Source organism: Comamonas serinivorans (assembly GCF_002158865.1).
GTDB lineage: Bacteria > Pseudomonadota > Gammaproteobacteria > Burkholderiales > Burkholderiaceae_C > Comamonas_E > Comamonas_E serinivorans.
Genome location: NZ_CP021455.1, coordinates 3,490,752 through 3,512,787 on the forward strand (window position 1 = coordinate 3,490,752; position 22,036 = coordinate 3,512,787).

Here is a 22,036-nt window from a genome sequence, read left to right on the forward strand (position 1 = left end):
CACTGCTGAAAGGCTCCCAAAAAAGAGCCACCCTCGATTTGAGGGCCGCGGCATTGTAGCAGCTAAACGCCCACCTTTGGCACCGGCGGACCCAGTCGATCACACAACGTGTTACGCGCCCGGATTAGGCCAAATTTATCAATAAACTGTTGATCCTCCTTGCTCTCCACAGTCTCGACATGCACCGATTCCTCAGCGCTCCTGTAGCGGTTTGTCACAGCATCGAGGCCACCCGCCTGATCGAGGCCACCGCCATGGCGGACCTGCCCCCACGGGCCCTGATGCAGCGCGCCGGGCAATCGCTCGCCCGTTTTGCGCTCGCGGTCGCGCCCCACGCCCGCACCATCTGGATCGCGTGCGGCCCCGGCAACAACGGCGGCGACGGCATGGAGGCCGCCATCCACCTGCGGCGCCTGCACCCCAACGTGGTGGTGACGTGGTTTGGCGACATGCGCCAGCTGCCGAGCGAAGCCAAGCAGGCCCTCGAGGCGGCCATGGAAGCCGGTGTGACCTTTGCCATCCAGCCGCCCGATAGCCTGCGCCCGGGCGACCTGTGCATCGACGCCCTGCTGGGCATCGGCGCCAACCGCGCCCCCAAGGGCAAGATGAACGAGTGGCTGCAGCTCATGCGCAGCGCGCCGTCCGACCTGATCTCGGTCGACGTGCCCTCGGGCCTGGATGCCGAATCGGGCGTGCTGCTGCCCAACATGGGCTTTGGCGAGACCACCATGATGGCCGGCATCCTGCTGCCCGGCGCCCTGCCCGACATCACCCGCAGCGTGAAGCACCCGCAACAGCGGCGCTACACCCTCACCTTCCTGAGCGGCAAGCCCGGCCTGCTGACCGGTGAAGGCATCGACCTGGCCGGTGAGATCTGGCTCGACCCGCTGGGGGCCGAAACCTGGGTGCGGGCCGTTCAGCCCGAATGGACCGTCAACCGCAGCAAACCCAAGCGCGTGGTCGACCACCACGCCCACAAGGGCGCCCGCGGCGACGTGGTCATCGTGGGGGGCGCAGGCGACGCCCAGAAGGACCACAGCATGGCCGGCGCCTGCACCCTGGCGGGTGCGGCCGCATTGCACGGCGGTGCTGGCCGCGTCTACATGCACCTGCTCGACGCGCGGGCGCCGCGCAACAACCCCTTGCAGCCCGAGCTCATGTACCGCTCGATCCGGGACCTGGACCTGCAAAAGGTCACCGCCGTGTGCGGCTGCGGGGGCGGCGATGCCGTGGGCACCCTGATCCCCGACCTGTTCACGGACTGCAAGCAGCTCGTGCTCGATGCCGACGCACTCAACGTGGTGGCCACCGACGCCGCCCTGCGCACCCTGCTTCAGTACCGCGCCCAGATGGGCTGGCAAACCGTGATGACGCCCCACCCGCTGGAGGCAGCCCGCCTGTTGGGCCGCAAGGACGCCGCCGAGGTGCAGGCCAACCGGCTGCAGGCAGTGCGTGAGCTGGTCGACGTGTTCGAGTGCGTGGTCGTGCTGAAGGGCTCGGGCACCTTGATCGCCGGCCCCGGCATGCCCTGCCACATCAACGTCACCGGCAACTCGCGTCTGGCCACGGCCGGCACGGGTGACGTACTGGCCGGCTTCATCGGCGCGCTGATGGCCCAAGGCATGCCCGCCTTCGAGGCCGCCTGCGCGGCCGTGCGGCGGCATGGCGAAGTCGCCGACGAGTGGCCGACGGCCACTCAGCTCACCGCCCTGGACGTGGCGCACAGGCTGTGACGCCTGCCGGCGCCAACTCGGCCGCCAGATGCGGTGTGCCACAACACCTGCCCACACGCAGCCGGCGTGCCACCTCAGGTCCTGCGTGGCGCAGGCCGGCACGCCACACACCCTGCATCACTCAAAAGCAGTATGGGGTGATTGCCGTTGATGAGATAACGGCGATCACCCCATACTGTCTCATGCTTCACACCGGAGTTCAGGCGCAGTCAGCCGACACCCTCACCACGCTGGCGTTGCCACCCATGTGCCAACGCTGCCGGGATCAGCCCGACGCGGCTGTCTGAAGACGCCGCCCAGACTGTCTCAGGCCGACTCAATACGTGCCAAAGCGCGCGCGGCAACCGCGGTCCACCCACAGCCGACCACGGCCGTCATAGCCCCAGGAGCTGCCCTCGCGGCAGCTGTCCGACGACAGCTGCTCGATGAGGCGCGGCCGGCCCCAGCGCGAATTCCAGTTGCAGGTGGTCTGGCGGCGGTTTTCGCTGCTGCACGTCACCGTGCGACCCTGATCGGAGCCGTGGTGGCCCCCGCCGCCCCAGGCATTGGCAGCCACGAACTCGGCGCGGCAGCCGTCGCGCACCCAGATGCTGTTGCCCCGGTTGCCCCAGCTGCGGCCTTCGATGCACGACGACTCCGACAGCTGGCGCGAGATCACCATGCGCATGCCGCCAGGCGTGGGGCATTCGCGGTAGCGCCCATCCTCGCTTTCGCAGCGCACGGCCCCACCCTGACCACCCGAGCCCGACCAACCGCCACGCCCCTCGACAAAACGCGCGCGGCAGCCATCGTTCACCCACACCGTGCCCGAACCCCGCTCACCCCAGGTTCGCCCCTCGATGCACGACGAACTCGACAGGGTCTCGGCCACCACCGGATTGCGGAACGGCGTGCGGCACTCGTTGTAGCGGCCATCCTGGCTTTCGCACGTGACGGCGCCACTGCCGCCGTATTGCGCCTGAGCCGGCAAGGCAGACAAGCCGAGCATCAGCGCGGCCAGCGAGACGGGAAGACGGAACCGGATCATGAAGCAACTCCTCATTGGAAGGGAATAGGACCGACTTCCCGGACAACACCTGCATCGCCCCAGGGTCGGCTTTCGCGCGTCCGGCACATCCTCCGGGACCACCGCACGTGGCCGGCAATGTACTGCAGCCGCCTGCCCCCCTGTCGGTCGATGGCGCATTCGTCATGCTTGCCAAGCGGGCGGCTGCTTCACACCACGCTGCCATTCACCGCGTCATCACCAACATTTCCACCAACCCGGTTTCACCGTCCACATGGGGCTGCAAGGCCTTGCCGATGACGGTTCCCGGTGTCACCTGAGCTGGCGCCTTTTTGGCATGCCCTGCCTTGGCCGCAGAAACCAGCAGGTCGCCAGGCTTGATGGTGCCGCCCTCCAGCGTCACCTTCACGGGCACGCGCCCCACCAACGCCAGCGCCGGTATGCCAGGGGCATCAGCGACGCCTGCATTCATCAGCACGCCCGGCTTGGTGGTGATCACGCCGGCCACCAAGGCGCTTTCCGCGCCGCTGGAGAGGCGGTAGTGCAACGCGTTGTCGGGGTCGATTTCCACCACATCGCCAGGGCGCGGCAGCAGGCCTTTCGTCGGGATGAGCTCCGCCACATCGGCCCCACCAGTCTGCGTACCGCCATCGAAGAATCCTCTGCCCGCGCTGTCGATGCGCGCTTTGCCGCCTTGGCCCTCGAACAGGGCAATGTTGCCGCTTGCACTCCGGGTCGTTGCAACCAGGGCAGCGTCCGTGTTGGCGGCGTTCACATTTTCAAACCGGCCGCCATGGCCCGTCCCGCCGCTGATCCCCGCTTGCCCCAAGACGCCGACGCCCCCTTCGGGATCGGTGACGAACCCACGGACTGCCGGACCTCCGGGGCCATCATGGCGCCCCACGATGGCCCCGATGCCATTGCACTTGCCAATGTTGGCACCGCACACCACACCGGAGTGCCGCGCCACGATGATTTCACCCGAGCCCCCATCGCCAATGATTGCCGCAGATGAGATCGAGTTGACTATCCCCCAGATCGAGTTGCCTCCCTGGGAGTTCACGAACACCCCGGGTCCCACACCGTTGTGCTGGACATTGATGCCGCGCGCGCTACTGGTGGCGGGCAAGGTGACCTCCAAGCCGTTGCCCTGCCCCTGATGCTCCAACGTGAGCACTGGGTTGACGTTGCCGTTGCTGCTGATCGCGCCCCGCAGAGCCCCGCCGCTGCCTGACTGCGTGACGTTGAACAGGGTGGCCGCATCGTTGACCGTTTGTGCATAGGGCAACGAAAAGCCGACCGTGGCTGCGCATGGGCCCATCTGACCCGCCACAAAGTCGATGCACATCTGTGTACCCTGCGAGGGCAAGCTCTGCCAGCCGGGGATGGCAATCCTTCCGTCTTCTTGCACGCGCAGGCGCTCCGCGGCACCTGCCGCATCCTTGACCACCAAGGCACTGCCCGCAGCGGGCTGCACCACCACATCGGCTGCCAGGACAGAGCAAGCGCAAGCCAAGGTCAGCGGCAAGACCGCGAATTTCCTCCAGGCCGTATCGGGCTGTGCAAACATGTTGTGCTCCTCGTGATGCATGGCGTTCATCGTTGCGCCGCTGGGGTTTCGGAAAAAGCCGGTTGCTCAGAGACCAGGGGCAGCCTGGGCGTGGCTGTGCGAGCGCGGCTGACAGATGATGCCGCCTTGTTCTGATCGGGCTGTGGCAGGTCCACCTCGGAGGCCAGGATGAAGGGCAAGTCCCTAGGGTGGACTGCCGCGCGCGCCTGCGGGTTGACCGGCGCCGGCTGATCCGACGCCAAAGGCACCGCGCCCTGCGCCAAAGCGCCTTGCGCCAAGCTGATCGATGCGATCACGACCCAACTCGAACAGAACCGTTTCAAGGACACGAATCGGTGCATGGGAGGTCCTCCTTCGGCAATCAATGGGACCGGGCGCGACGGGTGCGCACCACACCGACCCCAGCCAGCAGCAAGGCCACCGCGGCCAACGCCCACCCCGACAAGGTAGGAATGCGCTTGGCCGAAATGCTCTGCCCGGACTCGTCGTAGTCGAACCACGAGAACACATTGCTGCCGGCCACGGATTTGTACTGGCTTGGGTATCCCGGTGCGATGTGCGCCCCCACGGCTCGGTTGTCGGCCACATCCACAAACTGAATGGACTGCTGGGTGCTGGCTGCAATCCGCGCCGTTGTGCCGGGCACCGAGCTTCGCACTTGCAGCAGGTGGCCATCCACGCCTTGCAACGTCAGCATGCCCGACACAGTAGTGGTCTGGCCGGCTTCGAGCACCAGCTTCTTGCCCGCCGTGCTGATCACCGACAAGTCGTGAAAGGTGGCGTTGCCACTGACGCGCGACTCCGTGTTGCCACAGGTATCGGTGATGGCAACGGTAGAGCTGCCTGGAATCAGGGTCCCGCTCTGCGAGACATCACCCCCCAATGCGATGCGCGCGCTGCCGCCGTCCAGCACACCCGCTGCACCGACCGCCAAATTGTCGACGTCGGCCAGCTCGACGGTTTGCGCATGAAGCGCACCATCGACCTGCAGATCAGCGCAGCCCAGGTTGACCACCGCGTCTCCCAGATGCACCGACGACCCGACACCCACCTGCAGCTGGGCCGCATGTACTGAGCCGCCTACAACAAGGACGACAAGCCAGGCGCTACTGCGCCATCGAATGTTCATGGTGCCCACTCCTCAGCCGCGCTGTCCACACCCGCATCCCAGCAACAGGTTCTGGGATGCTCCTGCACAACCGGGACTAATTAGAACCAAAAAACATTATTTGGTACAGGTTTTTCAGCAGCCCTCCGCCGTCGGTTACACCTGGGCCACTCAATTCGCCCAGCGGATCAGCTGACGGTGCCCGGGCGACGCGACAGGCGGCTGGGCGACGAGGAAGGACTCGCCCGAATCCTGGTGACGCACAAGGCTGCGTCGATCAGGGCAAAGCTCTGCAGTATATGCCGATTACCGCTTTATTTTCAACGGAAATCGGTGCATACCCCTCACAACCGTTCAGCCACCCAGGCTTGCACGGCGGCGAGCGCCTGGGGCAGCTTGCTGGCATCGGTGCCGCCGGCCATGGCCATGTCGGGCTTGCCGCCGCCCTTGCCGCCCACTTGGCTGGCGACGAAGTTGACCAACTCACCGGCCTTGACCTTGCCGGTTTCGGCCTTGGTCACGCCCGCGGCCAGCTGCACCTTGTCGCCATCGACGGCGGCCAGCACCACGGCAGCGGCGCCCAGCTTGTCCTTGAGCTTGTCCAGGGTCTCGCGCAGGGTCTTGGCGTCGGCGCCGTCCAGCTTGGCAGCCAGCACCTTGATGCCCTTGACCTGGACCGCCTGACTGGCCAGTTCGTCGCCCTGGCTCGAGGCCAGCTTGCCCTTGAGGGCGATGATTTCCTTTTCCAGCGCCTTGATGGTGTCGAGGTTGGCATGGATGCGCTCGCCCAGCTCGGCCGGCGGCGTGCGCAGCGTGGCGGCGGCGCTGCTCACCGTGTCTTCCAGCTGTTGCAGGTAGGCCAGCGCGTTCTCGCCGGTCACCGCTTCGACGCGGCGCACGCCAGCGGCCACGCCGCTTTCGGCCACGATCTTGAACAGGCCGATGTCGCCCGTGCGGTGCACGTGGGTGCCGCCGCACAGCTCGCGGCTGGTGCCGATGTCGAGCACGCGCACGCTGTCGCCGTACTTCTCGCCGAACAGCATCATGGCGCCGGTGGCTTTGGCGCTGTCGATGTCCATGACGCGGGCCTGCGTGTCGGTGTTGGCCAGCACCTCGGCGTTCACGCGGCGCTCGATCTCGCGCGTCTGCTCGGGCGTGACGGCGGCGTTGTGGGCGAAGTCGAAGCGCGTGCGCTCAGGCGTCACCAGGCTGCCCTTTTGCTGCACGTGCTCGCCCAGCACCTCGCGCAGGGCCTTGTGCATGAGGTGGGTGACAGAGTGGTTGCGCATGGTGGCGGCGCGCGCGGCCTGGTCGACCTTGGCGATCACCGCGTCGCCCACCACCAGCTCGCCCTCGGTCAGCTCGCCGTGGTGACCGTACACGCCGGCCTTGACCTTGAGGGTGTCGTTCACCGAGAAGACCCCCGCCCCGGGCCGATTGGCGAGCAGCAGCGCGCCCTGGTCGCCCACCTGCCCGCCGCTTTCGGCGTAGAACGGCGTGATGTCCAGCACCACCACCGCGCGGTCGCCGGCCTGGATGCGCTGGCGCGGTTCGCCGTCCACGTACAGCGCCACGATCTGGCCCGTGTCTTCCAGCAGGTCGTAGCCGGTGAATTGGTTGTCGGCGCCGTCGTAGGCCAGGGCCTTGTCCATCTTGAACTTGCCGGCCGCGCGCGCCGTGTCCTTCTGGTGCTGCATGGCGGTATTGAAACCGGCCTCGTCCACGCTGACGCCGCGCTCGCGGCACACGTCCTGGGTCAGGTCCAGCGGAAAGCCGTAGGTGTCGTGCAGCTTGAAGGCCACGTCGCCGGGCAGCACGGTGGCGCCCTCGGGCAAGGCGGCATCGAGGATGTGCATGCCGTTGGCCAGCGTCTCGTAGAAGCGTTCTTCCTCGGCCTTGAGCACGGCGGTGATGTGCGCCTGCTGCTCTTTCAGCTTGGGATAGGCCTCGCCCATCTGCGCCACCAGGTCGGGCACCAGCTTGTAGAAGAAGGGCTTGCCCTGGCCCAGCTTGTAGCCGTGGCGGATGGCGCGGCGGATGATGCGGCGCTGCACATAGCCACGGCCCGCGTTGTCGGGGATGACGCCATCGGCCACCAGGAACGAGGTGGCGCGAATGTGGTCGGCAATCACCTTGAGCGAGGGGTTGGTGAGGTCGGTGCAGCCGGTTTCACGCGCGGCCGCCTGGATGAGGGCCTGGAACAGGTCGATCTCGTAGTTGCTGTGCACGTGCTGCAGGATGGCCGCGAGGCGCTCCAGGCCCATGCCGGTGTCGACGCAGGGCGCCGGCAGCGGTACGACCGAGCCGTCTTCCTGCATGTCGAACTGCATGAACACGTGGTTCCAGATTTCGATGAAGCGGTCGCCGTCTTCGTCGGGGCTGCCCGGCGGGCCACCGGGGATGTGCGGGCCGTGGTCGTAGAAGATCTCGGAGCACGGGCCGCAGGGGCCGGTGTCGGCCATCATCCAGAAGTTGTCGGACTTGTACTTGCCGCCCTTGTTGTCGCCGATGCGCACGATGCGCTCGGCCGGCAGGCCGATGACGGTGTGCCAGATGTCGTAGGCCTCGTCGTCGTCGATGTAGACGGTGGCCAGCAGCTTCTCGGGCGGCAGCTTGTAGACCTGGGTCAGCAGCTCCCAACCCCACTGGATGGACTCTTTCTTGAAGTAGTCGCCAAACGACCAGTTGCCCAGCATTTCAAAGAACGTGTGGTGGCGCGCCGTGTAGCCCACGTTCTCCAGGTCGTTGTGCTTGCCGCCCGCGCGCAGGCAGGCCTGCACGCTGGTCGCGCGGTTGTAAGGGCGCTTGTCGGTGCCCAGGAACACATCCTTGAACTGCACCATGCCCGAGTTGGTGAACATCAGCGTCGGGTCGTTGGCCGGCACCAGCGAACTGGACGGCACCACGGTGTGGCCACGCTGGGCAAAGAAGTCCAGAAAACTCTGGCGGATGTCGGCGACGGAATGGGGAGCTTGGCTCATGGTGCAAAGCGGTGGGCTGATGGGCCGCCTGCGCCGGGGCACCTGGACGCTGGGGTCCCCGAACCTTGCCGACACTCGGGCACATTCCCGGCCGGCTGCGCATGGCGGCAAACCCGGCATTTTAGGCTGCATCCCCTGGCGCACGACCGTGGACCCGGGCCGCCCGTGTGCAGCCAGGGCAAGGACGATTGCTATGCTTGCGCGGTTCGCCAGCGGATTGGCCTCTGGCCCCACGAATCGGCACACCATGTGGAAGCGACTGCGGCTCTGGCTCTCCCCTTCTCCCCCGGCACCGGACGACGCGGCCCCACACATCGAACCGGGCCTGGACGCCCCATCGGCCACCGATCAAGCCGCCCCCGAAGCCGGGCCACACCACCCGGACCTGCTGGAGCTGGGCGATGCCTACGCATCGGCCCTGCCCGGCGGCCCGCAGACCGCCCGTGCCGACACAGAGCCGGTGTTGAGCCACCAGGCCGATGCCGACCCGGCCGACCTGCCCGTGCCCCGGCAGGTGCCGCTCGACCTGGCGCCTGGGCCTGCCGATCTGGCGCTCGACCCGCCGCTCAACCCGCCGGCCGACGGCGCCACCGACACCCCGCCGCGGCCTGCGACGCCCAGACTGCTCCCCGTGGCGGACGCATCGCTGGACAAGCTGGCCCTCGATCCGGTCCTCGATCCGACCTTGGACCCGCCCCTCGACGCCGTCCCGCCCCTGGCCGCTGAGCCAGCCCATGCATCCGTCGCCGAGCCCACCCTGACGTCAGCCGCCGAGCCAACCCGCGCCCCCATCGCGGAGCCTGTCCGTGCGTCAGCCGTGGCGCGCCAGCCCATGCGTGAGGTGGAGCCCACGCTGGAGCCTGTGCTCAACCTGGCACCCGACCCGCGACGCGAGCCGGCGCATGACACCGACGCCCCTGCCGTCGATGCCCCAGCACCAGCCGCCCCGCCCACACCCACCTCCCCGACCGTCGCCGCGACCGCAAGCGACCGCGGCGAGCCGGCCTGGTCCGAGGCCTGGCCCGACGACGTGCCCGCTCACGGTTTGCCCGCTCACCCGGCCGAGCGACGCGAGCCCGGCCTGCACCACGGCGACGCCGAGGTCACGCCCTGGCCCGAATCGCGGCTGGACCCTTACCTGCCCTCGCAGTTGCCCCTCGATGCCCTCGACACGACCGGGGAACCCGTGCTGACCGACGAGGCTGCGGCCCCGGCCCGCCAGGCACCCACGCCTGCCCCCACCTTCGCCTCAGCGCCTGCTGCGGTCACCGCTGCACCCGTCATCACGCCGCTTACCGCACCGGCCGCGCCCGCCATCGCACCGGTCCCCGCGCCGCCTGCGCTGGCCCGCGCGCCCGAGGACCAGCCCGTCCTCGTGCACGTGTTCGCCACCCTGCGCGAAGGGGTTTCGCCGCCGTTTGCCAGCCTGACGCTGGAGCACCTGGACACCCGCCACCCCGAGATGGCCGAGCACCTGACCGGCCTGATGCGCTACGTGCAAGGCCGCAACCCGGCCGACATGACCCCGCGCCGCCATGCGCTGTGGCGCCACCTGCAACGCGTGCAGCACGTCTGGCGGCTCACGCTCATGCCCGCGCAGCTGGAGGCGCTGGGCCAGTGGGCCGGTGCCGTCAATGGCGTGGTGGCCCTGCCCGACGGCAGCGTGCGCGACCCCAAGGGCTACGTGCTGCTGGCCGCGCCGGGCGGCAGCGACGACGCGCTGGCCCGCCTGCCCCACCCCGCCGACGCCTGGCAGCGCAAGCGGGCCAGCGAAGCCCTCATGCGCGCCCGCGGCTGGCGCGTGTCGGCCAGCCTGCCGCCCGTGGCCGGCGCTGGCGAAGTCAGCCTGCGCACGGTGCCCGACGTCGTCGGCCGCGCGCTGGCCCTGGTGCTGGTCGCCGCGCGGGCCGAGTCGCTGGCGGCGGGCGGTGGCGATGCCCTCACACCCGACCGCTTGCGCCAGCGGCTGCCCGCCGCGCTCGCGCACCTCAGCCCGAACGAGCGCCAGTTCCTCGACACCGCGGCCCCCACGCAGGCCCAGGTCGTGGCCATGGGCTGGCGCTACGAGGCCCTGCATGGGCTGCTGTGGGCCCTTGGCCTGCTGGACGATCTGCCCTGGCCCCAGGACGTCTGCAACGTCGCGCAGTGCGTGGCGCTGCTGCTGGACGCGAACCTGGACCGCCTGGCGCACGACGCCAGCCTGCGCCCCGCCAGCGACATCCTTGACCAACTGGACCTGCACATGCGCCTGCACTGGCTGCTGCGCGACAGCGAGCTGCAGGGCCAGACCGCCCCGCAGGCGCTGCGCCGCGGCGTGGTCATGGAGCGCCACCAGGTCCTCAACTGGCTCATCGCGTTCGAGCAGGCCGACTGGGACAAGGTGGGCACACCCACCTGACTGCCTTGTAGTATCTGCCCATTCCCGTTTCTTGACAAACAGGAATGGCACCATACTCTTCATTCATCCACAACCTTCAACGCCCGTTCAGGCCGCGCGCGCGCGGACGCCCTGAGCGCCAGCGCGCCGCGTTGCGTGCCGCCGGCAACGCGGCTCGAACTCGCGCTGACCATGCCGCACAATGCGCTGCATCCACAACCCGGAGGAGGATCCCCATGCTGCTGAGCAACACCGAATACATTCCCGGCCACCGCGTGAGCCGCCACCTGGGCCTGGTGCAGGGCAGCACCGTGCGCTCCAAGCACGCGGGGCGCGACCTGATGGCCGGCCTGAAGAACATCGTCGGTGGCGAGCTCAAGGGCTACACCGAGCTGCTCAACGAATCGCGGCAGGAGGCGCTGGACCGCATGCAGGCCCAGGCCAAGCAGCTCGGCGCCAATGCGGTGATCAACATCCGCTTCTCCACCTCGAACATCGCGGCCGGCGCCTCCGAGCTGCTGGCCTACGGCACGGCGGTGGTCATCGACAGCGCCGCATGAGGCCCGCGCCATGGAATTCCTCATCAACCTGGGGTTCATCCTCCTGCTGGGCCTCATCGGCCTGGTGTTTGGCAGCCTGAGCGAGCGCAAGCACTACCGCTCCATCCGCGAACGCGAAGCGCGCTACCGGCACATCCTGGTCTTCAACGAAAAAAAGCCGCCGCTCACGGTGTCGGGACAGCCGTTCCACCTCGTGCAGGGCTCGGTGGTGGTGTCGAGCGACTACTTCAAGAACATGGCCGCCGGCCTGCGCAGCCTGTTCGGCGGCAACCTGAAGAACTACGAAGCCCTGCTGGACCGCGCCCGCCGCGAGGCCTTGCTGCGGCTGAAAGAGCAAGCCCATGCGCGCGGCGCCCACTTGGTGGTGGGCGTGCTGTTCGAGACCAGCACGCTGAACCAGAACGGCCGCGGCCAGATCGTCAGCTGCGAGGTGCTGGCCTACGGCACGGCCTTCGTCATGCCGCGCGAGCCCGTGGCCGCCTGAGCCTTGGCGGCGCGACCCGTCCCGGGACCGCCGCCTTGAATCGGCCGGGCTGAAGGGCTGAGCCCGTCAGCGCCCTGGCCTGGGAGGCGTACAGCGCGGCCAGGCCCACGCCGCGTCCCCATCCCGAAGCAGCGCATGAAGGGCCGCCAACCCGCACGATTGCTCAGGGTCGGCGGCGGCGTGCGCGGGGTGGCATGGCCACATCGGCCTCCACGCCCTGTCGTTTCAGCTGGTGCCCACGCCGGCCCACCCAAGCAGTATGACCCCTTTGTCGATCAGAAACTGACGGCAGTGGCTCCATACCCCATTCATCGTTCTGTTGACATCTCCGGACTGCGCCAGGCCGCCCAAATCACCACACCGTTCCCATTGACGCCAGGCCCCAGGCGAATCGAACGCGAGGTCAGGCCGCCACCAACGTCATGCCCCAGCCCGTCAGCGCAGCGAGCAACACCACCCACACCGGCGACACCCGGGCCACCACCAACAGGCCGAACGCCGTCAGCGCCAGCGCCAGATCGGCCCGGCCGTGGATGGCGCTGGTCCACACCGGGTCGTACAGGGCAGCGGCCAGGATGCCGACGACCGCCGCGTTGATGCCCGCCATGACGCGCTGAACCCCGGCGCGGTGCCGCAGCGCCTCCCAGAACGGCAAGGCCGCAACCAGCACCAGCAGCGCCGGCAGGAAGATCACCGCCAGCAAGGCCAGGCCACCGACCCAGCCGCTCAGCGGCCCGTGAACCTGCGCGCCCAGGTAAGCGGCAAAGCTGAACAAGGGCCCTGGCACCGCCTGCGCCGCGCCATAGCCCGCCATGAACTCGGCGTTGCTCATCAGCCCGCTGGGCACCACCGTGGCCTGCAGCAGCGGCAACACCACATGCCCGCCGCCGAACACCAGCGCGCCAGCGCGGTACACGCCGTCCAGCAGCGCCAGCGTGGACGAGCCAGTGGCGGTCGCCCACAGCGGCAGCCCCACCAGCGGCAGCGCGAACAGCAGCAGCGCCACCCAGCCCACCCGGCGCGACACGGCCCCGCGCACGCGCAGCGGACCCGAGGCCCCCACCGGACCCATCGGGCCAGCCGAACCGGGTGGGGCCACGGTGAGCCCCCACCCGCCCAGCAGCCCCACCAGGATGAGGGCCGCCACCTGCCCCAGTGCCGAGGGCAACGCCAGGGTCAGCAGCGCCGCCAGAAAGGCAAGGCCCGCGCGCGGGCGATCCGTGCACAGCGTCCGGGCCATGCCCCACACCGCCTGGGCCACGACGGCCACCGCCACCACCTTGAGCCCCTGCACGGCGCCCGTCAGCGCCGGTCCCTGGACATGGGCCATGCCCAGCGCAAACAGGATCAGCACCACGGCCGACGGCAGGGTGAAGCCCAGCCACGCCGCCAGCAGCCCCGGCCAGCCGGCGCGGCCCAGGCCCAGCGCCATGCCCACCTGGCTGCTGGCCGGGCCCGGCAGGAACTGGCACAGCGCGACGAGGTCGGCGTAGCGGCGGTCGTCCAGCCAGCGGCGGCGCTCGACGAACTCGGTGCGGAAGTACGCCAGGTGCGCGATCGGACCGCCAAACGACGTGAGCCCCAGCTTCAGGAAGGCCCCCAGCACCTCGGCGAACGTACCAGTGGCGGACGTACCGGTGGCGGGCGCACCGGCTGCGGATGTACCGGTGGCGGGCATACCGGCTGCGGGCATCCCGGCCACGTCGGGGTCGCGGGCGGGCTCAGGGGGACGGGCGGGCGTGGCTGGGGTCATGGGTGTGCGGTCGGGCGTGAGGACTCGCCGGGTTCAAGCCTGCATGATGCCGCCGGGCCCGCGCTGTGCGCGAGCGAGCTGCTGGGCTGGAGAACCGAAGGGCCGGACAGCCGCCCGTGTACACAGCCAACCTGGCGCCGATGCACGCGCCGCGTGTCTGCCGGGGCGCCTTGGCCGCACGCTGCCCTCGCCGCCCACGCCGGATACAGCGCGGACGCCGGGCCTGGCACGGCACGCCCTCCGGGCCGGGGCCATGCCATTGGCCCAGCCCTGTAAACGATCAGCACGCAGTATGCGGGCATGGTCGTTTTTTTGTAAACGACAAGATCTGCATACTGCCTTCACATCTCAACAACCAGAGGCCTGCGACACGGGTTCCAGCACTGGGCCGCTGAGCGTCAGCGACCCACGCGGTGTCTGCCGCCTACCTCGGCCATCGCGTGGACCTGGCCAAGGTCACGGCGCTGCTCGACGAGGTTCGCGCCACCGGCCTGGACTGAGCCACCCGCAGGCCTGGCCTTCGCTGCCACTCACTGCCGTGTCACGCCGCTGACGCGCACGCCCGTTAGGTTCCAGGGTTTCTTTGAACCGAATGGATACCTGCATGGATTGCACACCGCTTTGGCGTCGAGCCGTTTCCACCGCCGCGTTGCTGGCCGTCACCACGCTGGCGGCTTGCGGCAGCGGAGACGACGACAGCGAACCGCACATCGCGTCACTCAAACTCCTGGGCGCCACCAGCCTGCCCACCGGCACGGCGTTCGACGGGGTGGAGTTCGGGGGCATCTCCGGCCTCGACCGGGCCCGGGACGGCAGCTACTGGGCCATCTCCGATGACCGCGGTGGCGAGCGTGGCACGCCGCGCTTTTACAACCTCAGCATCGACTACGGCGCCACCGGCCCGGTAACGGTGACCATCAATCGCCAGCTGTTCATGCAGCGCGCGGACGGCACACCGTTTCCCGCCACGGCCCGCACCGTGGACCCCGAAGCCATACGCCTGGCCCCCAACGGCAACCTGTACTGGTCGTCCGAGGGCAATTGGGGCACGACGCCGGAAACGCTGTTCCAGCCCTTTGTGCGCGAGATGACACCCGACGGCCAGTTCGTGCGCGAGTTCAAGACGCCCAGCCTCTACAACTACGTGGACAACACCACGACAGGCGGGCGCAGCAACAAGCTCTTCGAGGCCTTGACGGTGGCCGGTGACGGCACGGTGTACGTCGCCAACGAAGACGCGCTCATTCAGGACGGCTCGCTGACCACCGTTCAGGCCGGCAGCGTGGTTCGGGTGACGGCCCTGGACGCCAAGACCGGCGCGGCCACAGCTCAGTACGCCTATGAGCTGCCGAAGATCCCGGTGGATGCTCCGGCTGGCGCGCCCTTCGGCCCCGACAACGGCTTGTCGGACATGCTGGCCATCGGCGACCGCAAGTTCATCGCCGTGGAACGTGCGTTCGCATCGGGCATCGGCAACACCATCCGGCTGGTGGAAACCGAGATCACGAACGCGACCACCGACATCACCCACGAAGCCAGCCTGAAGACAGCGCGGTACACCCCGATGACCCGCAAGCTGCTGCTGGAGCTGCCCATCATCCACGCGGGGGTGAAGCTGGACAACATCGAGGCCATCACCTGGGGCAAGACCTTGCCCAACGGCCACCGCACCCTGGTGCTGGCAGCCGACAACAACTTCACCGCCGACACCCAGGCCAACCAATTCCTCGTGTTCGAAGTGCTGCCCGAGTGAAGGCGTCGCGCCAAAACCGGGTCAGGCTTGCGCCCCCCAGGAAGGCCCGATGCGTGCGCGGCACCACCTGCCTCCGGCACATGGGGAGCCAACCTGAGGGCGCAGGGGCGGCCTGGTGATCAGGCCGGCGACCCAGCCAAGTTCAGGTCCGCCACGCACGTCCATACCCCTGGATGCGATTGAAACAATGTGAGACAGCGGGAACTTCCCTGCAAATGGGCTTCCATGAAAGGCATGTTCAAACGTTTCACTGCCGCTTCGTTCCTCCTGGCCTCCCTGGTCGTCACCGCCTTGCCCAGCGCGGCCCTTGCCCAGCAGATGGTGAGCATCTCCAAGACAGAGGCCAACATGCGCACAGGGCCAGGCACCCACCACGCGGTCAGCTGGTCTTTGGTCAAGGGCTTTCCGCTGCAGGTGGTGAGCCGCAAAGGCAATTGGCTCCAGGTACGCGATTTTGAGAACGACCGAGGGTGGGTGTTCCGCTCGCTGACCGGGAGCTCGCCGCATCACATCGTCAAGGCAAATGTGGCCAACCTCCGATCAGAGCCCACGACGCGCAGCCAAGTCGCCGGCAAGCTTGTGTACGGCGAAGTGGTCACAACACTGGACAAGCGCCCAGGGTGGGTCAAGGTTCAGCGCGACACAGGCGTGAAGGGCTGGGTGTCTGACAACCTGCTGTGGGGGTGGTGAGCCCTTGGGATGCGGCGTGACAGCCCGACGTTGCAAGCGCTGCTTGGCTTCAACGCTTCTTGGACTGGCTGTCTCGTGGGTGCGCTGCGCCTGCTGCGGCCTCACGGACTCAGATGAGGACTGCTCCGTCACGCTGGACAAGCGCCGTCGCACATGCCAGCGCTCGCCCGAAGGTGCGCTCGGCGCTTCAGTCTGCGTAGCCAGGGTTGGTGCGGTCCAGCACCCGCATCATGGCCGCGAAGTACAGCGCCTCGCGCTCGGCGCGCGGGTGGCTGTCGTTCGGGTTCGGCTTGTCGACCTTGGCCACCATCTCGTCGGACAGCAGCGCCAGCGGCTTGCCCGTGGCCATGGCCAGCAGCTGCGCCTTGCAGACGCGCTCGAGCCGGTACAGCCGGCGGTAGGCCTGGGCCACGGTGTCGCCCACGGTCACGACGCCGTGGTTCTTCATGAACAACACGTGCTTGTCGCCGATGATGCCGGCCAGGCGCTCGCCCTCGCTGAGCTCGGCCGCCAGGCCCGTGTAGCCGTCGTCGTAAGCGATGTTCTTGGCGAGGAAGGCCGCGGTCTGGCTGCCCGGCAACAGACGGTTGTCCTCCAGCATGTTGAGCGCCAGCGCCCAGGTCTGGTGGGTGTGCAGCACCACCTTGGCGCCCGTGATGCGGTGCAGCGGCGCATGGATGCTCAGCGCGCTGAGCTCCAGGCTGCCGCGCCCTTCCAGGATCTCGCCCTGCTCGTTGAACACGATCAGGTCGCTGGCCCGGGCCTCGGACCAGTGCAGGCCGAAGGGCAGGACCAGAAAGCGGTCCGTCGTGCCTGGCACGACCATGGTGAAGTGGTTGTCGATGCCTTCCTCCAGGCCGTCGTGCACGGCCAGCCGGTTGGCGGCGGCCAGGTGCACGCGCGCCTGGCGGACGGCGTCGTCGGGCGTGACGGCATGCAGGTGGCTGGCGGTTCTGGGTGCGGTGGCGTTCATGGGTCCTCGGGGGGCTGGGTTGACATCAAATCCTGTGGCCGGGACGGCTGCCGGTCCGCAGGCATTGTCCCGTCTCGAGCCTAAAGATCTGTCCCCAAGGAAACTGCCACAGCAACGCAGTGCGCCAGTCTGTGCCCTTGCCGAACTGGGCCAGCTTCTCGAGCGCCGAATCGACGGGGTTCAGCGGCGTCCACAACGGTCGGGGCGCGATGGCGTTGACGCGGATGCAGCGGCCAGCCAGGTCACGCCGGCAAGGGGTGGTGGCAAGCCACCACGCGTCCGGGACGCCTGCGGCAGCTCTCGCAACTCCGGCACCTCACTGCGGCAACGTTCACTGACCTGAGGAAGCAGCACCCCGAGGGCACGTTGAGCGGTGATGGCATGCCCTGGCTGCTGGGCTTCAGCCCGCCCTCGGGACGCGCGTCGACGGTGGGGATCGCCGCCAGCAGGATGGCGGTGGCGCGCCGTACAGGCGCCGTGTCGCGCAGCTCGCATGGATGTTGCGCACCTCACAGGCTGCGCAGGTTGACCCGCTTGGACAGCGCCTCAGCGCTCTCGCGCCGTTCGCTGTAGCGGTCCACCAGGTAGCCCGCGCAGTCGCGCGTCAGCAGCGTGAACTTCACCAGTTCCTCCATCACATCCACCACGCGCTCATAGTAGGGCGAGGGCTTCATGCGGCCATCTTCATCGAACTCGGCGAAGGCCTTGGCCACCGACGACTGGTTGGGGATGGTCAGCATGCGCATCCAGCGACCCAGCACGCGGAGCTGGTTCACCGCGTTGAAGGACTGCGAGCCGCCCGACACCTCCATGACAGCCAGCGTCTTGCCCTGCGTCGGCCGCACCGATCCGACCGACAGCGGAATCCAGTCGATCTGCGACTTCATGATGCCGGTCATGGCCCCGTGCCGCTCGGGCGAGCACCACACCATGCCCTCGGACCACTGCGCCAGGTCGCGCAGCTCCTGCGCCTTGGGGTGGTCCTCCGGCGCGCCATCGGGCTGCGGCAGGCCGCGCGGATCGAAGATGCGCGGCTCGGCGCCCATGGCGTGCAGCAGCCGGGCCGCTTCCTCGGTCAGCAGCCGGCTGTAGGAGCGCTCGCGCACGGAGCCGTAGAGCAGCAGGATGCGCGGCGGATGGGTGGCGCGCTCGGCCGGCAGCAGCCGCGCCAGGTCGGGCCGGCGGAAGTGGTCGGCGTCGATGTTCGGCAGTTCAGGGCTTGGCAATGCGCGCTCCCTTGGCGTCGATGACGGCCTCGCCGTCTTCCTTGGTGAAGGCGCCTTGCTGCGGCTGCGGCAGCAGGTCCAGCACGGCTTCCGAAGGCCGGCACAGCCGCGTGCCCAGCGGTGTGACGACGATGGGCCGGTTGATGAGGATGGGCTCTTGCAGCATGAAGTCGATCAACTGCGCGTCGGTCCACGTAGTGCTGTCAAGGCCCAGCGCTTCGTAGGGCGTTCCCTTCTTGCGCAGCAGTTCGCGCGGCGTGATGCCCATGGCGGCGATAAGCCGCACCAGCGTAGCCCGGTCGGGTGGCGTCTTCAGGTACTCGATGACCTGCGGTTCCGCACCGCTGTTGCGGATCATCGCCAGCGTGTTGCGCGAGGTGCCGCAGGCGGGGTTGTGGTAGATCGTGATGTCGCTCATGGTGGTTCCTTGTGAACAGTCGCCGCGGTCAAGCCAGGCTCAAGCGCAGCGCCAGGGCCGCCAGCGTGACCAGCAGCACGGGCAGCGTGAGCACGATGCCCACGCGGAAGTAGGTACCCCAGGCGATGGTGGTCCCCTTCTTCTGGAGCACGTGCAGCCACAGCAGCGTGGCCAGGCTGCCGATGGGCGTGATCTTGGGGCCGAGGTCGCAGCCGATGACGTTGGCGTAGACCATGGCCTCCTTCACCACGCCGCTGGCCTGCGATGCGTCGATGGACAGCGCGCCGATGAGCACCGTGGGCATGTTGTTCATGACCGAGGACAGCAAGGCCGTGAGCACGCCCGTGCCGATGGCCGCACCCCAGATGCCGCCCTGCGCGAACACGTCCAGTAGCGCGGCGATGCGGTCGGTCAGGCCGGCATTGCGCAAACCGTAGACCACCAGGTACATGCCCAGCGAGAACACCACGATCTGCCAGGGCGCGCCGTGCAGCACCTTGCGCGTGCTGATGACGTGGCCCCGGGTCGCGACGGCCAGCAGCACCACGGCGGCCACGGCCGCGACTGCGCTGACCGGCACGCCCAGGGGCTCCAGGCCGAAGAAGCCGACCAGCAGCAGGACCAGCACCACCCAGCCGGCGCGGAAGGTGGCCGGGTCGCGGATGGCCTCTCCCGGCGTCTTGAGCTGGGCCAGGTCGTAGCGCGCCGGCACGTCCCGGCCGAAGTACAGCAGCAGGACCAGCAGGCTGGCCAGCACGGCCGCGATGTTGACCGGCACCATCACGGCCGCGTATTGCGTGAAGCCCAGACGGAAGAAATCGGCCGATACGATGTTGACCAGGTTGGACACGATCAGCGGCAGGCTGGCTGTGTCGGCGATGAAGCCGGCGGCCATCACGAAGGCCAGCGTGGCGGCCGGCGAGAAGCCCAGCGCGACCAGCATCGCCATGACGATGGGCGTGAGGATCAGCGCCGCGCCATCGTTGGCGAACAGCGCTGCCACGGCCGCACCCAGCAGCACGATGAAGGCGAACAGCCGGCGGCCGTTGCCGCCGCCCCAGCGGGCCACGTGCAGCGCGGCCCATTCGAAGAAGCCAGCCTCGTCCAGCAGCAGGCTGATGAGGATGACCGCCACGAACGTGGCGGTCGCATTCCACACGATGCCCCACACCACGGCGATGTCGGCCAGGTGCACCACGCCGAAGACCAGGGCCAGCACGGCGCCCAGCGACGCGCTCCAGCCGATGCCCAGGCCACGCGGTTGCCAGATGACCAGGACGAGCGTGAACACAAAGATGAGGATGGCCGGGAGCATGGGGAGGTCTTCAAAGGGAAAGAGAAAGGGAACGGGAAAGACAGACGTTGCCCACGCGGACTGCAAGAAAGGTCAGGGCTTGACAGGTGATCGCGGGAGGCAGCGTTCAACAGCGACGGACAGCTGCCGCATCGGTGAGAACGCACACCGAGCCCTCACAACAGTTCTTGGTGAGGTAATCCAAGAGCTCATTCATCGTGGTGAACGCAGCCCGGTAAATCAGGTGACGGCCTTGGCGCTCCTGGGTCACCAGGCCTGCATGGCTCAGCTCCTTGAGGTGGAAGGACAGCGTGCTGGCCGCTACCCCCAACTGTTCGACCATCACCGTGGGCGTCATGCCCTCCGGACCTGCGACGACCAGGGCGCGAAACAGACGCAGGCGCACGGCTTGCGCCAAGGCAGCGAGCGCTTGAACGGCTTGATCTTCTTGCATGCATCAATATTACTAAATTCATGGAAATATGGAATTGATTATGAGCTTCGTATGGTGCATCGCTGGGGCGCGCTCACCGACCGCTACGCCGCCAGAACTTATGCATAGCCTGTCACGCCAATCCACTGGGGCAGCAGCGCCAGGTTAACCGCGCGAGACGCTACATGGCGGCTACATGAAGCCAAAAAGAAAACCCCGCTATCCAATCGATAGCGGGGTTTCCTTGTTGTATCTGGTGCCGGTGAAAGGAGTCGAACCCTCGACCTTCTCATTACGAATGAGCTGCTCTACCAACTGAGCTACACCGGCGAAAGACTGTCATTCTAGCGCGATTTTGGCCTCATCGTCCACAGCCGGCAAAAATTATCACCGCCTCGATCCGCGTGAACCGAGCGTCAGCTTTGTTCGTTGTGGTACGCCGTGACGCGCTCGACCTCGTTCTTGCTGCCCAGCACCACAGCCACGCGCTCATGCAGCTTGGTGGGCTGGATGTCGAGGATGCGCTGGCGGCCATTGGTGGCGGCACCACCCGCTTGCTCGACGAGCCAGCCCATGGGGTTGGCTTCATACAGCAGGCGCAGCTTGCCGGGCTTGTTGGGTTCACGCTGATCCCAGGGGTACATGAAGATGCCGCCACGCGACAGGATGCGATGCACGTCCGCCACCATGGACGCGATCCAGCGCATGTTGAAGTCCTTGCCACGCGGCCCTTGGGTGCCCGCCAGACACTCGTCGATGTAGCGCTTGACCGGGGCATCCCAGTGCCGCATGTTGCTCATGTTGATGGCGAATTCCTTGGTGTCCTCGGGAATGCGGACGTTGTCGCGCGTCAGCACGAAGGACCCCAGCTCGCGGTCCAGCGTGAACATGGCCACACCGTCACCCACCGTCAGCACCAGCGTGGTCTGGGGGCCATACACGCAGTAGCCGGCCGCGACCTGCTGGTTGCCGGGCTGCAGGAAGTCCTGCTCGGTCACGCCGGGGTGGCCTTCGGGCTTCTTGAACACGCTGAAGATGGTGCCGATGCTGACGTTGACGTCGATGTTGGACGAGCCGTCCAGCGGGTCGAACATCAGCAGGTACTCGCCCTGCGGATAGCGGTTGGGCACGACGTAGATGCCTTCCATCTCCTCAGACGCCATGGCCGCCAAATGGCCGCCCCACTCGTTGGCGTCGATGAGCACCTCGTTGGCGATGATGTCGAGCTTCTTTTGGACCTCGCCCTGCACGTTCTCACTGCCGGCCGAGCCCATCACGTCACCCAACTCGCCCTTGTTGACGCTGTAGCTGATGCGCTTGCAGGCCCGCGCGACGACCTCCAGCAACAGGCGCAATTGGGCGGGGATGAGGCCGTCCACGCGCTGCTGCTCGACCAGGTAGCGGGAGAGGGAAATCTGTTTGCTCATGGTGAATGCTCTCGAAGAAAGAAAAAATCGGTCGGTGACGCCCCCAGCGGGCTCAGGGGTCGCAGGCGCCAGCCCCGCGTCCATGTCTCCGGTCTACCCGCCAGTCCCTGCTGACCCGCCGGGGCCGGGGCCTTCGCAAGGCGGCTTGGTGTGACGAACCCGCCCGCCTCGGTCGGACCTGGGCATCGAAGGGCCTCAATGACAGCCCCGCACGCCCGAAGGCTCACAAGTCACCACCGCACAGCGCCCC

At 67.8% G+C, this 22,036-nt stretch carries 18 protein-coding genes and 1 tRNA gene; 6 read left to right on the forward strand and 13 right to left on the reverse strand.

The features are described 5' to 3' along the window. Positions 1–179: 179 nt before the first annotated feature. Positions 180–1,733 (forward strand): NAD(P)H-hydrate dehydratase, encoded by a 1,554-nt coding sequence (locus CCO03_RS14850; protein ID WP_087282302.1) that lies wholly within the window; start codon positions 180–182, stop codon positions 1,731–1,733. A gap of 316 nt (positions 1,734–2,049) precedes the next feature. Here CCO03_RS14850 and CCO03_RS14855 read toward each other — a convergent pair whose 3' ends face one another. The 5 genes from CCO03_RS14855 to alaS form a co-directional block, all read right to left on the reverse strand. Further along, a complete protein-coding gene (locus CCO03_RS14855) occupies positions 2,050–2,760 on the reverse strand; it encodes a DUF3011 domain-containing protein (RefSeq protein WP_087282304.1) in 711 nt (236 codons plus the stop codon). Positions 2,761–2,965: 205 nt separating this feature from the next. Continuing rightward, complete coding sequence (locus CCO03_RS14860) at positions 2,966–4,309, reverse strand: hypothetical protein (RefSeq protein WP_157667707.1); 1,344 nt, start codon at positions 4,307–4,309, stop codon at positions 2,966–2,968. A 26-nt stretch (positions 4,310–4,335) separates the two neighbouring features. Next, the gene (locus CCO03_RS14865; RefSeq protein WP_087282308.1) at positions 4,336–4,650 is read right to left on the reverse strand and encodes a hypothetical protein; all 315 of its coding nucleotides are present in this window, start codon (positions 4,648–4,650) and stop codon (positions 4,336–4,338) included. A 20-nt stretch (positions 4,651–4,670) separates the two neighbouring features. Then, entirely contained in the window at positions 4,671–5,438 is a 768-nt protein-coding gene (locus CCO03_RS14870; protein ID WP_157667708.1) for a hypothetical protein, read from the reverse strand. A gap of 323 nt (positions 5,439–5,761) precedes the next feature. Continuing rightward, on the reverse strand, positions 5,762–8,398 hold the full coding sequence (gene alaS / locus CCO03_RS14875) for an alanine--tRNA ligase (RefSeq protein ID WP_087282312.1): 2,637 nt from the start codon (positions 8,396–8,398) through the stop codon (positions 5,762–5,764). 247 nt (positions 8,399–8,645) lie between these two features. Between alaS and CCO03_RS14880 the strand changes: the two genes are divergently transcribed. The 3 genes from CCO03_RS14880 to CCO03_RS14890 all read left to right on the forward strand — a co-directional run bounded on the left by CCO03_RS14880 (position 8,646) and on the right by CCO03_RS14890 (position 11,819). Further along, positions 8,646–10,796 carry a DUF4272 domain-containing protein gene (locus tag CCO03_RS14880; protein ID WP_157667709.1) on the forward strand — a complete coding sequence of 717 codons (2,151 nt, stop codon included), beginning with the start codon at positions 8,646–8,648 and terminating at the stop codon, positions 10,794–10,796. A 215-nt stretch (positions 10,797–11,011) separates the two neighbouring features. After that, positions 11,012–11,335, forward strand: coding sequence for a YbjQ family protein (locus tag CCO03_RS14885; protein ID WP_087282316.1), 324 nt, complete (start codon positions 11,012–11,014; stop codon positions 11,333–11,335). A 10-nt stretch (positions 11,336–11,345) separates the two neighbouring features. Next, entirely contained in the window at positions 11,346–11,819 is a 474-nt protein-coding gene (locus CCO03_RS14890; protein ID WP_087282318.1) for a YbjQ family protein, read from the forward strand. A 403-nt stretch (positions 11,820–12,222) separates the two neighbouring features. On the opposite strand, the gene chrA is transcribed toward CCO03_RS14890, so the two are convergent. After that, on the reverse strand, positions 12,223–13,497 hold the full coding sequence (chrA, locus tag CCO03_RS14895; protein WP_087282320.1) for a chromate efflux transporter: 1,275 nt from the start codon (positions 13,495–13,497) through the stop codon (positions 12,223–12,225). A 679-nt stretch (positions 13,498–14,176) separates the two neighbouring features. Between chrA and CCO03_RS14900 the strand changes: the two genes are divergently transcribed. Continuing rightward, entirely contained in the window at positions 14,177–15,325 is a 1,149-nt protein-coding gene (locus CCO03_RS14900) for an esterase-like activity of phytase family protein (protein ID WP_236903864.1), read from the forward strand. A 234-nt stretch (positions 15,326–15,559) separates the two neighbouring features. Beyond that, positions 15,560–16,015, forward strand: coding sequence for an SH3 domain-containing protein (locus tag CCO03_RS14905; protein WP_087282324.1), 456 nt, complete (start codon positions 15,560–15,562; stop codon positions 16,013–16,015). 187 nt (positions 16,016–16,202) lie between these two features. Here CCO03_RS14905 and CCO03_RS14910 read toward each other — a convergent pair whose 3' ends face one another. From CCO03_RS14910 to CCO03_RS14940, 7 genes are all read right to left on the reverse strand, one after another. Next, positions 16,203–16,988: a class II aldolase/adducin family protein gene (locus CCO03_RS14910; protein ID WP_087282326.1), complete on the reverse strand. Its 786-nt coding sequence runs from the start codon at positions 16,986–16,988 to the stop codon at positions 16,203–16,205. 509 nt (positions 16,989–17,497) lie between these two features. Beyond that, on the reverse strand, positions 17,498–18,214 hold the full coding sequence (gene arsH, locus CCO03_RS14915; protein WP_087282328.1) for an arsenical resistance protein ArsH: 717 nt from the start codon (positions 18,212–18,214) through the stop codon (positions 17,498–17,500). After that, positions 18,201–18,632 (reverse strand): arsenate reductase (glutaredoxin), encoded by a 432-nt coding sequence (gene arsC / locus CCO03_RS14920; protein WP_087282330.1) that lies wholly within the window; start codon positions 18,630–18,632, stop codon positions 18,201–18,203. The genes arsH and arsC overlap by 14 nt, the downstream gene beginning before the upstream one ends. A gap of 28 nt (positions 18,633–18,660) precedes the next feature. Continuing rightward, positions 18,661–19,947: an arsenic transporter gene (locus tag CCO03_RS14925; RefSeq protein WP_087282332.1), complete on the reverse strand. Its 1,287-nt coding sequence runs from the start codon at positions 19,945–19,947 to the stop codon at positions 18,661–18,663. Positions 19,948–20,053: 106 nt separating this feature from the next. Further along, positions 20,054–20,380 (reverse strand): ArsR/SmtB family transcription factor, encoded by a 327-nt coding sequence (locus CCO03_RS14930; RefSeq protein WP_087282334.1) that lies wholly within the window; start codon positions 20,378–20,380, stop codon positions 20,054–20,056. A gap of 233 nt (positions 20,381–20,613) precedes the next feature. Beyond that, positions 20,614–20,689, reverse strand: a tRNA-Thr gene (locus CCO03_RS14935). Between the two features lie 86 nt (positions 20,690–20,775). Further along, on the reverse strand, positions 20,776–21,786 hold the full coding sequence (locus tag CCO03_RS14940) for a class 1 fructose-bisphosphatase (RefSeq protein ID WP_087282336.1): 1,011 nt from the start codon (positions 21,784–21,786) through the stop codon (positions 20,776–20,778). Positions 21,787–22,036: the final 250 nt, after the last annotated feature.

Bases quoted from the DNA above. Each gene is read 5' to 3' on its own strand.
- CCO03_RS14930 (WP_087282334.1), bottom strand. From the start codon at position 20,380: ATGCAAGAAGATCAAGCCGTTCAAGCGCTCGCTGCCTTGGCGCAAGCC.
- CCO03_RS14880 (WP_157667709.1), top strand. From the start codon at position 8,646: ATGTGGAAGCGACTGCGGCTCTGGCTCTCCCCTTCTCCCCCGGCACCG.
- arsC (WP_087282330.1), bottom strand. From the start codon at position 18,632: ATGAGCGACATCACGATCTACCACAACCCCGCCTGCGGCACCTCGCGC.
- chrA (WP_087282320.1), bottom strand. From the start codon at position 13,497: ATGCCCGCCACCGGTACATCCGCAGCCGGTGCGCCCGCCACCGGTACG.
- CCO03_RS14940 (WP_087282336.1), bottom strand. From the start codon at position 21,786: ATGAGCAAACAGATTTCCCTCTCCCGCTACCTGGTCGAGCAGCAGCGC.
- CCO03_RS14910 (WP_087282326.1), bottom strand. From the start codon at position 16,988: ATGAACGCCACCGCACCCAGAACCGCCAGCCACCTGCATGCCGTCACG.
- CCO03_RS14900 (WP_236903864.1), top strand. From the start codon at position 14,177: ATGGATTGCACACCGCTTTGGCGTCGAGCCGTTTCCACCGCCGCGTTG.
- CCO03_RS14855 (WP_087282304.1), bottom strand. From the start codon at position 2,760: ATGATCCGGTTCCGTCTTCCCGTCTCGCTGGCCGCGCTGATGCTCGGC.
- CCO03_RS14890 (WP_087282318.1), top strand. From the start codon at position 11,346: ATGGAATTCCTCATCAACCTGGGGTTCATCCTCCTGCTGGGCCTCATC.
- CCO03_RS14860 (WP_157667707.1), bottom strand. From the start codon at position 4,309: ATGTTTGCACAGCCCGATACGGCCTGGAGGAAATTCGCGGTCTTGCCG.
- CCO03_RS14885 (WP_087282316.1), top strand. From the start codon at position 11,012: ATGCTGCTGAGCAACACCGAATACATTCCCGGCCACCGCGTGAGCCGC.
- alaS (WP_087282312.1), bottom strand. From the start codon at position 8,398: ATGAGCCAAGCTCCCCATTCCGTCGCCGACATCCGCCAGAGTTTTCTG.
- CCO03_RS14865 (WP_087282308.1), bottom strand. From the start codon at position 4,650: ATGCACCGATTCGTGTCCTTGAAACGGTTCTGTTCGAGTTGGGTCGTG.
- CCO03_RS14850 (WP_087282302.1), top strand. From the start codon at position 180: ATGCACCGATTCCTCAGCGCTCCTGTAGCGGTTTGTCACAGCATCGAG.
- CCO03_RS14870 (WP_157667708.1), bottom strand. From the start codon at position 5,438: ATGAACATTCGATGGCGCAGTAGCGCCTGGCTTGTCGTCCTTGTTGTA.
- CCO03_RS14905 (WP_087282324.1), top strand. From the start codon at position 15,560: ATGTTCAAACGTTTCACTGCCGCTTCGTTCCTCCTGGCCTCCCTGGTC.
- CCO03_RS14925 (WP_087282332.1), bottom strand. From the start codon at position 19,947: ATGCTCCCGGCCATCCTCATCTTTGTGTTCACGCTCGTCCTGGTCATC.